12 protein-coding genes and 1 pseudogene are annotated in these 11,697 nt (G+C 58.8%); 8 read left to right on the plus strand and 5 right to left on the minus strand.

Annotated elements, in window-relative coordinates:
- The 5 genes and pseudogenes from ACTCHC_RS04350 to ACTCHC_RS04370 all read left to right on the plus strand — a co-directional run.
- A pseudogene (locus ACTCHC_RS04350) lies at positions 1–240 on the plus strand (chemotaxis protein MotB); the annotation flags it as partial.
- A gap of 88 nt (positions 241–328) precedes the next feature.
- Positions 329–1,624: a flagellar hook protein FlgE gene (locus ACTCHC_RS04355; RefSeq protein WP_463021245.1), complete on the plus strand. Its 1,296-nt coding sequence runs from the start codon at positions 329–331 to the stop codon at positions 1,622–1,624.
- A gap of 21 nt (positions 1,625–1,645) precedes the next feature.
- The gene (gene flgK, locus ACTCHC_RS04360; protein WP_463021246.1) at positions 1,646–3,103 is read left to right on the plus strand and encodes a flagellar hook-associated protein FlgK; all 1,458 of its coding nucleotides are present in this window, start codon (positions 1,646–1,648) and stop codon (positions 3,101–3,103) included.
- Positions 3,104–3,105: 2 nt separating this feature from the next.
- On the plus strand, positions 3,106–4,119 hold the full coding sequence (locus ACTCHC_RS04365) for a flagellin (protein WP_463021247.1): 1,014 nt from the start codon (positions 3,106–3,108) through the stop codon (positions 4,117–4,119).
- A 2-nt stretch (positions 4,120–4,121) separates the two neighbouring features.
- Complete coding sequence (locus ACTCHC_RS04370) at positions 4,122–5,216, plus strand: flagellar basal body P-ring protein FlgI (protein WP_463021310.1); 1,095 nt, start codon at positions 4,122–4,124, stop codon at positions 5,214–5,216.
- A 23-nt stretch (positions 5,217–5,239) separates the two neighbouring features.
- Here ACTCHC_RS04370 and ACTCHC_RS04375 read toward each other — a convergent pair whose 3' ends face one another.
- The 5 genes from ACTCHC_RS04375 to fliF form a co-directional block, all read right to left on the minus strand.
- Entirely contained in the window at positions 5,240–6,565 is a 1,326-nt protein-coding gene (locus ACTCHC_RS04375; RefSeq protein ID WP_463021248.1) for a UDP-glucose dehydrogenase family protein, read from the minus strand.
- A 117-nt stretch (positions 6,566–6,682) separates the two neighbouring features.
- Positions 6,683–7,372 (minus strand): flagellar type III secretion system pore protein FliP, encoded by a 690-nt coding sequence (fliP, locus tag ACTCHC_RS04380; RefSeq protein WP_463021249.1) that lies wholly within the window; start codon positions 7,370–7,372, stop codon positions 6,683–6,685.
- 41 nt (positions 7,373–7,413) lie between these two features.
- Positions 7,414–7,707: a FliM/FliN family flagellar motor switch protein gene (locus ACTCHC_RS04385; RefSeq protein WP_463021250.1), complete on the minus strand. Its 294-nt coding sequence runs from the start codon at positions 7,705–7,707 to the stop codon at positions 7,414–7,416.
- A complete protein-coding gene (locus tag ACTCHC_RS04390) occupies positions 7,700–8,299 on the minus strand; it encodes a FliH/SctL family protein (protein ID WP_463021251.1) in 600 nt (199 codons plus the stop codon). The genes ACTCHC_RS04385 and ACTCHC_RS04390 overlap by 8 nt, the downstream gene beginning before the upstream one ends.
- Positions 8,299–9,918: a flagellar basal-body MS-ring/collar protein FliF gene (fliF, locus tag ACTCHC_RS04395; RefSeq protein WP_463021252.1), complete on the minus strand. Its 1,620-nt coding sequence runs from the start codon at positions 9,916–9,918 to the stop codon at positions 8,299–8,301. Before fliF ends, ACTCHC_RS04390 begins: the two co-directional genes overlap by 1 nt.
- Before the next feature lie 116 nt (positions 9,919–10,034).
- Here fliF and ACTCHC_RS04400 point away from each other — a divergent pair, with 116 nt between their 5' ends.
- The 3 genes from ACTCHC_RS04400 to ACTCHC_RS04410 are packed head-to-tail and all read left to right on the plus strand — an operon-like array spanning position 10,035 to position 11,649.
- On the plus strand, positions 10,035–10,535 hold the full coding sequence (locus ACTCHC_RS04400; protein ID WP_463021253.1) for a flagellar basal body-associated FliL family protein: 501 nt from the start codon (positions 10,035–10,037) through the stop codon (positions 10,533–10,535).
- 8 nt (positions 10,536–10,543) lie between these two features.
- Positions 10,544–11,068, plus strand: a complete 525-nt coding sequence (locus ACTCHC_RS04405) for a hypothetical protein (RefSeq protein WP_463021254.1) — start codon at positions 10,544–10,546, stop codon at positions 11,066–11,068.
- Entirely contained in the window at positions 11,065–11,649 is a 585-nt protein-coding gene (locus ACTCHC_RS04410; RefSeq protein WP_463021255.1) for a MotE family protein, read from the plus strand. Before ACTCHC_RS04405 ends, ACTCHC_RS04410 begins: the two co-directional genes overlap by 4 nt.
- The last annotated feature ends 48 nt before the right edge of the window (positions 11,650–11,697 follow it).

Raw genomic sequence — 11,697 nt, forward strand, 5'->3', positions numbered from 1 at the left:
GCCATTGAAGGGTATATTCGCGCGCAGCCTGTGGTGGTTGATCGTGATGACAGCTGGGAATTGTCCATGCGGCGGGCCGATTCAATACGCATGATGGTCGAACGGGCCGGGTTGGCGGAAGGACGCGTTGTGCGGGTGACCGGGCATGCGGCGCGTAATCCGGTGGTGGCCGATCCTATGGCGCAACGAAACAACCGCGTGCAACTGATATTGCTGCGCTCTGACGGGGGCGGGAAATAGATGAAATTTTATCTGTTAGCGCGCTGTTAATGGACCGGTGCCTAGGCTGATCGCGACAAGGAGTCGAAGCAGCAGAAAGGCGCTTTCAATGACGATTTCCTCCTCGCTCAATGCCGGTGTGGCCGGTCTGAACGCGAATGCGACACGTCTGGCGACGATTGCCGACAATATCGCGAACTCGTCGACCTATGGCTATAAGCGGTCAGACGCAGAATTTCATTCACTGGTCATCAACGGCGCGAATTCATTTTCTGCCGGCGGGGTGCGAACGACCACACATCGTTTGATAGATGAACGCGGGCCGCTGATCACCACCGGCAATTCCACCGACATTGCTGTCAGCGGCCGCGGCATGGTGCCGGTGACCGAGGCCGTGGCTTTGGGTCAGGGTGGCGACTATCCATTGATGCTGATGACCACCGGTTCGTTCCGGCCCGATGACGAAGGCATCCTGCGCACGGATGCGGGGATGGTTCTGATGGGATGGCCGGCGAATCCAGATGGAACAGTATCTACTTTTCCACGTGATACCGCAGCAGGGCTGGAACCGATTCAGATTGGTATCAACGGTTTCGCAGGTGATCCGACCACCAGTATGGAACTGGGGGTCAATCTGCCGGCGACCGAAACCGCCATGGGTTCTGCCGGGACACCGCAAACGCTGTCGGTCGAATATTTCGGCAACCTGGGTACATCCGAAACCTTGACGGTCAGCTTTACGCCTGTCGTCCCGGCCAGTGGCCAATCAAACCAGTGGACGATGCTGATCACTGACACTGCATCGGGGGGGGCGGTCGTTGGTGAATACGACCTGACATTCGACAGCAGCCGGGCCAATGGCGGCACGCTTGCCGCCGTCACCACCGTGTCGGGCGGGGCATATGACGGCACTACCGGCGCGTTGACCGTTAACGTTGCAGGCGGCCCGCTGGAGCTGACCATCGGTGGGCTGGGCGATCCGGGCGGGCTGACGCAGTTGTCGAACAGCTTTGCGCCGACCTCTATTTCCAAGAACGGTTCTCCGGTCGGCAATCTCACCTCGGTCGAGGTCGACGCGAACGGGTTCGTGCATGCGATCTATGATATCGGATTCACCAGAACGATCTATCAGATCCCGCTGGTCGATGTGCCCAATCCCAATGGCCTGATTTCACTGAACAACCAAGCCTATCAGGTGTCTGCCGACAGCGGGCCGTTCTTTTTGTGGAATGCCGGCGATGGCCCCACGGGTGAAGTCGTGGGATATGCGCGCGAAGAATCCGCAACCGATGTCGCGGCCGAGCTGACCCAGCTGATTCAGACCCAGCGCGCCTATTCCTCTAACGCCAAGATCATCCAGACCGTGGATGAGATGCTGCAGGAAACCACCAACATCAAACGCTGACCCTAACCGAAAGCCCCAAACGTGAGCATTACCGGCGCCCTGTCAAATGCCCTGTCCGGATTGACGGCTGCCGCACGCTCGGCCGAGGTCGTCTCGGCCAATGTGGCCAATGCTCTGACCGAAGGCTATGGCCGGCGCAGCGTTATCCTGTCGTCGCAATCCGTCGGCGGAACCGGCGCGGGTGTGCGTATCGACGGCATACGCCGCGATGTCGATCAGGTGATCCTGTCTGACCGCTGGCTAGCCGATGCGCAGGCCGGGCATGATGATATCGGTGCCGCATTTTACGCGCGCATGGAAACCACAATCGGCTTGCCGGGGGATCCCAATTCGCTGAATGGGGCGCTGGCCGGTTTCGATGCTGCGTTAATTCAGGCCACCAGTCGCCCGGATTCCGATGTGATGCTGACGGCAGTGTTGAACGGCGCGACAGCGGTTGCAGGCAAATTCAACGCGATATCGGATGGGATTCAGGCGCAACGCATGCTGGCCGATGACCAGATCGCGCTGAATGTGGATCTGCTGAACAATAACCTGGCCAAGATCGCCGGGTTGAACCATCAGATTCGGCTGCAGCAGGGCGCGGGCCATGATGCGGCCGGGTTGATGGATCAGCGTCAGGTGCTGGTGGATGAAATTGCGCCCATCATTCCGCTGCGGGTTCTGAACCGCGATCATGGCGAGATCGCGATCTATTCTACCGGTGGCGCCAGTTTGCTTGACGGCACGGCTGCCCGCTTCGGCTTTGCGAAATCAGGTGTGATTGTGCCTGAAATGTCGCTTTCCTCCGGGGGCCTGTCAGGCCTGACCCTGAACGGCCAGACGTTGAACATATCAGGTGCGAACGGCCCGATTTCTGGTGGTCGGCTGGCCGGGCTGTTCGCGCAGCGCGACGTTCTGGCCCCACAGGCGCAAAGCCAGATAGATGCCTTGGCGCGCGATCTGGTGTCGCGCTTTCAAAGCTCGGGGCTTGATACCACATTGCCTGTAGATGCGCCGGGCCTGTTTACGGATGCGGGCATGGTATTTGCCCCCGCGAATGAAGTCGGGCTGGCCGGGCGGCTGGCCGTAAATGCTGTGGTCGACCCTGCCGCAGGCGGGCAGCTGTGGCGCTTGCGCGCGGGCCTTGGGGCGACGGCGCCGGGCCTGACCGGCGATGCCACGCTGCTCAATGTCTTTTCGACGGTATTGAACGAAAACCGTATTGCGGCCACAGGAAATTTCGCGGGATCAGCGCGCAGCGTGGCGGGTCAGGCGGCTGAAGTGCTTTCGGCCATCGGGCTGGGCCGACAACGCGCCGAGTCCCAGCAGGTTTTTTCGCAGGCGCAGGTCGCATCGCTGAAAAGCACCGAACTGGCGGGTGGTGTCGATACCGATAAGGAACTTCAGACGCTGTTGCTGGTGGAGCAGGCTTATTCCGCCAATGCGCGGGTGGTTTCGACCATTGATGAAATGATTCAATCCTTGTTGAGGATATAGCGATGACACAGATCATGCTGGGCGATCTGGCGCAAAGCTTTCAGTTGCGTCGCCAGACTCTGGGGTTGAAAACCCAGCTTGGGTCACTGGCGCAGGAACTGACCAGTGGCCGGGTCGCGGATCAGGGGCGGCATCTATCGGGGAATTTCACCGTTCTTTCGTCGATAGAACGGTCTCTGAGGGCGCTGGAAAGCTATCAGGTATCGGGCGCATTGGCGGCACAGCTATCGCAGGCCTTGCAGGCAGGCACCCAAAGAATTGGCGATTCGGCGGCGATGCTGGCACCGACGTTGCTGCTGGTTGGCTCGGCGCCCAACCCGGCGAATCTGACTACGGCCGGGGTCGAGGCCCGCGGCCAATTCGAACAGGCGCTGTCCGCGCTCAATACAAGCATCGCCGGGCGATCGGTTTTTGCAGGCGCTGCGACAGATGGGCCCGCCGTTGCCGATGCTGGCACAATCTTGACGGCGCTGCAGTCGGCGATTTCCGGGTTGACCACGGCGGATGATGTGTTCAACGCCGTGGCCACATGGTTTGACACTCCCGGCGCAGGGTTTGAAGCCGTCGGTTTTCTTGGCGCGACAGGGTCATCCGGGCCCATTCGCGTGGCGGAGGGGCAAAGCATGTCATTCGATGTGTCTGCCATGGATCCGGCCGTGCGCAATATGCTGGCCGGGTTCGCGTCTGCTGCATTGCTGGCTGACAGCACGGTAATGGCAGGCAATTCAACAGAACAAGCCGCTCTTGCGTCCAAGGCCGGCGGGCATCTGGTTTCTGCCCAGGCGCAATTGGTCGCGCTGGGGGCCAAAATTGGGGCCGATCAGAACAGAATCGAGACTATTCAGGCGCAAAATGCAGCAAATTCGACAATGTTAGAGCTTGCCCGGAATGATCTGATTGGCGCCGATCCCTATGACACGGCAACCGCGCTCGAAGCGGTCCAAGGACAGCTAGAGGCGCTTTATACTGTCACCGCGCGGCTGTCGCGCTTCAATCTTGCGGATTTCCTGTCATGAAAATGTTTGCGGCCGTGATCATGCTAATGCTCGGCACATCCTGCGGGTTTGCTGCGCCCGTGCGGATCAAGGATCTTGTCGAATTCGATGGCGTGCGCGGGAATGATCTGGTCGGTTACGGGCTTGTCGTCGGTTTGAACGGAACCGGCGACGGGATACGCAACACGCCATATACTGAAGATATCATGTCGAACCTGCTGGAACGGCTTGGCGTCAACGTGACCGGCGAGCAGTTTCGGCCAAAGAACGTGGCGGCCGTTTTCGTGACGGCGGAATTGCCACCTTTTTCCCGCGCGGGCAGCCATATCGACGTTACGGTATCAGCGATTGGCGATGCCAAAAGCCTGTTGGGCGGAACACTGATCATGACACCGCTGACCGCGGCGGATGGCCAGATTTATGCCGTTTCGCAGGGCGCTGTCATTGCCGGGGGCGCCTCGGCGAATGCTGACGGTGCCAGTGTGGTTCAGGGGGTGCCGACATCCGGCACAATTCCGGCCGGTGCGCGGATTGAACGAGAGCTTGATTTCGATTTTTCCTCGCTGCGGACATTGCGCCTGGCCTTGCGCACGCCCGATTTCACGACAGCGGGACGGATCGAACAGGCTGTTAACCACGAATTCGGCAAGAATGTCGCGCGGATGCTGGATGCCGGAACTGTCGAAATTGATGTCGGGGCCACCAGGGCACGATCCCCCGCGCATGCGATCGGCCAGCTGGAAAATATTTCGATCGAGCCACAGCAGCGCGCCCGTGTTGTGGTCGATCAGCGGTCAGGCACAATCGTCATGGGTGACGATGTGCGAATATCGCGTGTTGCCGTCTCGCAGGGAAACCTGACACTTCGGATTCGCGAAGAACCGTTGGTTGTGCAGCCCAATCCATTCGCCGCCGGTCAGACCATCGTTGTTCCGCGCAGTTCAGCATCGATCGAAGAGGAAAGTGGCCCGGGCCTTGCCGAGATCGCCGAAGGGACTTCGCTTTCCGAAGTGATCGCAGGTCTGAATGCGCTGGGCGTATCGCCGCGCGACATGATTGACATTCTCAAAAGCATCAAGGCGGCAGGCGCCTTGCATGCCGAATTTGTAGTTCGTTAGGGTCGAAAATTCATGCGAGAGCTTTAGTTTTCAGGTCCAAAACCTATGCGTCCGATCGCGGCATAGGCTTCGAATCCGGCCCGTTTGGCATCGGGTGCGGAATAGATATTGCGCAGATCCGCAAGACGCGCTGCGCGCATTGATTTGGCGATGCGCTGCAGATCGAGCGCGCGGAATTCATTCCACTCTGTCAAAAGCACCACCAGGTCAGCATCCTTGGCGGCGGTATAGACATCTTCCATCCAGGTCACACCCGGAAGCAGTGCTTCGCCCTCGCGTTGGCCCTGGGGATCAACCACGTTAACCTTTGCGCCCGCGCCAATCAGGGCCGGAACGATGGTCAACGAGGCAGCATCCCGCATGTCATCGGTATTCGGCTTGAACGTCACGCCCAGAACGGCAACCGTCTTGTTGACGAAGCTGCCATCGGCAAGATCGTGCAATTTGGTTACCATGCGTCGCTTGATCTCTTCGTTTACCTTGATGACGGTTTCGGTGATTTGCATCGGCACGGCGTTATCTTGTCCGATGCGCGCAAGGGCCGAGGTATCCTTGGGGAAGCACGAACCGCCATAGCCTGGTCCGGCATGCAGAAACTTGTTGCCGATCCTGCCGTCCAGCCCCATGCCCTTGGAGACCGCCTTGATATCGGCGCCGGTGCGTTCGCATAGCAGGGCAATTTCGTTGATGAAGGTAATCTTGGTGGCCAGAAATGCATTGGCGGCATATTTTATCATCTCGGCACTTTCCAGATCGGTATAGACCACCGGAAAATCACGCAGGAAAAGCGGGCGATAGATGTCACCCATGACATGCTTGGCGCGTTCGGTTTGAACGCCAACCACCACACGGTCGGGCCGCATGAAATCGTCTATAGCCGCGCCCTCTCGCAGGAATTCGGGGTTCGAGGCGACATCAAAATCAGCACCCGGATTTGTTTCACGGATGGTCTTGTCAACCATCCGGTTGGTGCCGACGGGCACGGTCGATTTTGTGACGATGACGGCATAGCCGGTCAGCGCATTGGCGATTTCCCTGGCGGCCGCGATGACATATGTCAAGTCGGCGTGGCCATCTCCGCGCCGTGTGGGCGTGCCGACGGCAATGAATACGGCATCGGCGCCGTCGACGGCCTTGGCAAGATCGCCCGTGAATGAAAGGCGGCCGGCCGCGACATTTTTTTCCAGAAGCTCATCAAGCCCGGGCTCATATATGGGAACCTTGCCGCTTTCGAGCATGGCAATCTTGCGTGGATCCTTGTCAACACATATGACCTGATGCCCAAAATCAGAAAAACAAACGCCTGACACCAGACCGACATATCCGGTCCCGATCATTGCAATCTTCATCTACCCGTCTCCGGAATACTGCACATGCAGCAATCGATGCGGGATTGCGCCTGCCAAGTCAACTCAACCCCAGTTTTTACGCGACGGTTCTGGCACTTATCGGCGATTGTCGTTCAATCAGAGATAACCGCGCACCAACGCGCCAGAAATTACGGTCCAGCCGTTTACCACCACAAAGAATGCCAACTTGAACGGCATGGAAACCACTGCTGGCGGCACCATCATCATACCCATCGACATCAGCACGGCCGAGACGACAAGATCAATGATCAGAAACGGCAGGTAGATCAGAAAGCCGATTTCAAAGGCGCGGGTTATTTCGCTGAGCAAAAAGCCGGGAATCATGATTGAAAGTGGCGCATCGGCGGGGCTGTTTGCCGCAGCATCGGGACGCAGATCCGACAGGGCCGCAAATGTATCAGGGTCGATGCGCGCTGCCATGAAGCCGCGAAAGGGCTCGATCGTCAGGCTGAAAGCCTGTTTGGGAGAGATTTGATTTTCGATCAGGGGCGAAACGCCGTCGGTCCAGGCGCGCGTAAAGACCGGCTCCATGACGAAATAGGTCAAGAACAGCGCCAGGCTGACGATCAGCATGTTCGGGGGCGACTGTTGCAGGCCAATGGCCTGTCGCAGGATCGACAGCACCGTCACGATGAACGGAAAGCAGGTCACCATGATGGCCAGGCCCGGCACAAGGCTGAGGACCGTCAATAGCGCGATGATCTGGATGCTGCGCGCCGTGAGCGAGCCAGTGTCCCCCAAGGAAAGTGTGACCTCTTGTGCAAAGGCTGGCGCGGCCACAAACATGGCCCCTAGAATAAATGATGAAAAAGCCAGTTTTGGCATGATCAGAGACAGTCCTTAAGGTCAATGATTTCGGTGAGCCGCACTGCAATCTGACCGGGAGCGCCGGTTTCAAGCTCCTGCAATTCGCCACGGGCGATCAATTTGTCGCCGATATAGAGTTCCACCGGGTCGTCGATGTTTCGATCAAGCGGCAATATGGTGCCTTGCTCCATGTCGAGCAGATCATGGATGGCTGGTCTGGCCTTGCCCAGCGAAACGCAGATATCCAGGCGAATCCCGGATAGAAAATTTTGAGATCCGCCAATCGCAGGTGTTCGTTCGGAACCGTCAGCCATGCCTGAATGCCCTTTCGTTCGATGTGTCCGTATTCAGAAAATCGTCAACCACGTTCTGGATGCCCGCCACCAGGGCGTCAAAATCGACGATCTGTTCCTGGGCGCCCTGCCGCAGATAGACCTGACCGGGGCCAAGGGTGACCTCTTCGACAATCTTGATGGGGGGCGCTGCCTTGTTATGCAAAAGCTTATCAAGCGCGGCTCGGTTCGACGGGCTTATCACGAGTTCAACGGGTTGATCCGCCGCCATGCCCGCAGCTTTGTGAACGATATCGGCAATTGTTGCGGCAAAGCCATGTCCTGCAAGATTTGGCAGAACCTTTTCGACCATGAGCGTCAGAATCGGGGCGAGACCGTTCAGAATATGGCTGCGGGCTTCGTGATAGGTGAAGGACAGCTCCTGCAGGGTTTGGGCAAAATCGGCATCAATACGAGTCTGGATCTTGGCCTCTGCGGCGGCGGCGTCATCCCAGCCGGCGCGATACCCTTCCTCATAGGCAGCAAGGCGGTCTTCCTGGTCTGATACAGGTCCGGCCTGCAGAGGCTTGGCAGGCGTGTGCCTAGAGAAATCCTCATAGATCAGGGGCGGCATCAGGCGCGCTCCTCTTCTTCCATCCAGTTTCGCAGAATTTCTACAGTTTCTTCACGTCTGTTTTCGATCATCTGCCGAAGCCGCTCGACGGGGTCGGCGGACGGCGGGGGCAGGGCTGCGGCGCGTGCCTGCCTTGTGCTGTCGATTGCCGCGCCGGAGCCGTTGATGGCCTCTGCTGGAAGGTAGCCGTCATTGATTTCGCCCGACAGGCTGGCCTGGGTCGCATCTTTCGCCGAGGTCGCACCGGCGGGCGCTGCCAGTGCTATCCTCGCCGGCTTGCTGCGTGTCATCAAGACGGGTCGAACCACGAAAAGGCCCAAAACAAGGACGACTGCGGCCAGGACAGCCAGTTGGATCAATGACATGATATCCAGAGGAAGCGACGAGAGCATTGACTGGGAAACCTGCGTGCCAGATTCCGCAACCGGTTCAAACGGCATGGATTTCAGGGTTATGACGTCGCCACGCGTCTGATCGAAGCCGACAGCCGAGGCGACCAGTTCCCGCAAAGCTGACAGTTCCGGGTCTGGCAATGGCTGCCAGACCGGAGTGCCGCTTGCGTCGGGTATGCGCACCCCGTCAACCAGAACCGCCACGCTGAGCCGTTTTATAGCGCCGGGAATACGCAGGATTTCGCGACGGGTTTCGGAAACCTCGAAATTGACACGTTCGCGGGTTTCCGAGCTGGAGCTGGAGGAATTTCTGTCTGCGCCCCCGTCGCCTTGCGGAAGGTTGCTGGCAACTGTGACGGCGGCACCGTCCTGATCGCGAGACGAATTGCTGCGTTCTTCGGAATCGGTTGAAATAGCGACGCGGCTGTCGGGGTCAAAGCGCCGTTCAGTGACTGATTCACGGTCAGTCACCGTTTCAAGGCTGACCTCGACCACGGCCCGGTTCGGGCCCATGCGCGCTGCCAGCAGCCGTTCGACATTCTGGCGCAGATTATCGGCCCTGTTTTTTGCGTCACCGGCAGGTGCATCGGTATTGCCCGAAACGAGCAGGCCGTTTGTTCCATCAATGATAGAGACATCCGCAGGCGACAAATTGGCGACGGACGAGGCGACCATATATTGAAGCGCCCTGGCCTGCGCAGCCGAAAGCGTTGCTCCCCGCATGACAAGCGTGACGGATGCGGTCGCTGAACGGTTGCGGCCGAATCCGGGGTTGGATGCGGTCGCGATATGAACGCGGGCGGACTTTATGGCCGGATTCGAGACAATCGTGCGGGCCAACTCGCCCTCTTTGGCGCGCCAATAGGCCGCGTCGAACATCTGCGATGTGGTTCCAAAGCCGGATAATGAGTCGAGCAATTCATATCCGGCGCCGCCTGTTGCAGGCAGCCCCTGCCCCGCGAGGGTCAGGCGCAACTCGTCGCGCCGGGTCGTCTCTACAAAAATCGAGGAGCCACGCACCTCATACTGGACGGCCTGCTGTTCGAGGGCGGCGATAACCTCACCTGCCGCGCCGCTTTCCAACCCCGAATAAAGCAGGGCCATTTGTGGTGTTGTCGCCATGCGGGACAGCAACAGAATCACCACAAAGGTGATCAGCGTAGCGGCGCCCACCGCCATTCTTCGGCGAGGGTCGAGCGCGGACCAGACTGCGAAAAGCGGTTGCACAATGGATTCTCCGACAGGGGCTTTTGCCCGTTTGCAAAGGCATCGTTTTCACGGCGATCTTAACAATCGGTTAGTTCTGCCGGGTTTATAGCTGGATGATTGGAAGAGAATGGAACATGAACATGGCCACATCCGAAGCCGCCGATGCCCCTCCGGCCAAGTCCAGCGCGAAACGCGGAATTCTGATTGGATTGATCCTGGCGGTTGTTTTGGGTGGGGTCGGGTTTTTCTTGATGTATTCCGGTATGTTATCCGGCGGGCATGGGGCAGAGCCTGCCGCAGGAAGCAGCCATGGGAATGATCAGAAACCTGTTTTCGATTTTGCGTTTGTTCCGATTGATCCGCTGGTGATTTCGCTGGGGCGCAAGAGCGCGAATCGCTATCTGAAATTCTCGGGTCAGCTTGAGGTAGATGCCAGCAAGGCCGAGCTTGCGACATCAATGATGCCCAGGGTTCTGGATGTTCTCAACAGCTATCTGCGCGCGGTTGACAGCGCCGATCTGGAGGATCCTACGGCCCTTGTCCGGCTTCGGGCGCAAATGTTGCGTCGCGTGCAGATCGTGACCGGCGAGGGGCTGGTGCGCGATCTGTTGATTACGGAATTCGTACTGAACTAGGGAATGAAATGGCAGTGATTTCAGATATCCTGTTGGTTGCTGGCGCACTTGGGGCTGCGTTTTACTGCATGGTTCTGTCGCGGCGTTTGCGCCGCTTTACCGACCTGGAAAAAGGCGTTGGCGGGGCGATTGCGGTTTTGTCTGCGCAGGTCGATGACATGACGCGCGCCCTGGACGGTGCGCGCGTGTCGGCGAAATCGTCTTCCAGCACGCTGGTCAGCCTGACCGACCGGGCCGAAGGCGTTGCGCAAAGGCTGGAACTTCTGGTGGCGTCCCTTCACGATCTGCCCATCGCCGACAATGCGCCAGCGGCAAGGGCAGCTTCGATGGGGAATGAGATCGGTCAGAGCAAGACGGCATTGCAGAAGGCGGCGACTGATCAGGAGGCCAACCCTACAGTAAAAACAGAGACTGATCCGCCCGAACCGCTGATCAGAACAAAGATCTCATTCATTCGGTCTGGGCACGGTTCAGATGACGACGACAGGCTGCCACCGCTGGTGCTGCGCGGCAGTCGCGAGGTGACATCATGACCAAGTCGCGACATGCGCGAGGGGTCGCAAGCGGCGTGCTTTTCGTCGTTACCGGGTTGCTGGCGGCATCGGGAATATTGCGGCTTGTGGGTGAAGCAGGCCCCGCGCTGGCCAAGGAGGTCAGTATGCTGGGCCATGCATCGCAAGAGAAATCCGCAGAATGCGCGGGCCCGGATGGAATTTCGGATCTTCTGCAAGCGCTGCAGCGCAAAGAGCAGGATGTGGCGCAAACGGAAACCCTGCTGCAGCAGCGCGAAGCGATGATCGTGCAGGCGCAGGACGAGATTGATCGCAAGATTGCGCAGTTGGAACGAGCCGAAACCGCGCTGCGATCAACTGTAGCGACAGTTCAGAGCGCAGCGCAGGATGATGTGGCGCGTCTGACAGCCGTCTATGAAAACATGAAGCCCAAGGACGCGGCTGTGCTGTTCGAAACGATGGCGCCCGATTTCGCGGCGGGTTTCATCGGGCGAATGCGGCCGGATGCGGCGGCCGCCCTCATGGCGGGGCTGGCGCCTGAAAAAGCCTATTCGATAAGCGTTATTTTGGCCGGCCGGAATGCCAATGCCCCGCAGGAATAGTCAGGGTTTGTTAATTTCCAACAGGCAATCTTTCGGCCGGGTTGCGGC

This window comes from Actibacterium sp. (genome assembly GCF_055134745.1).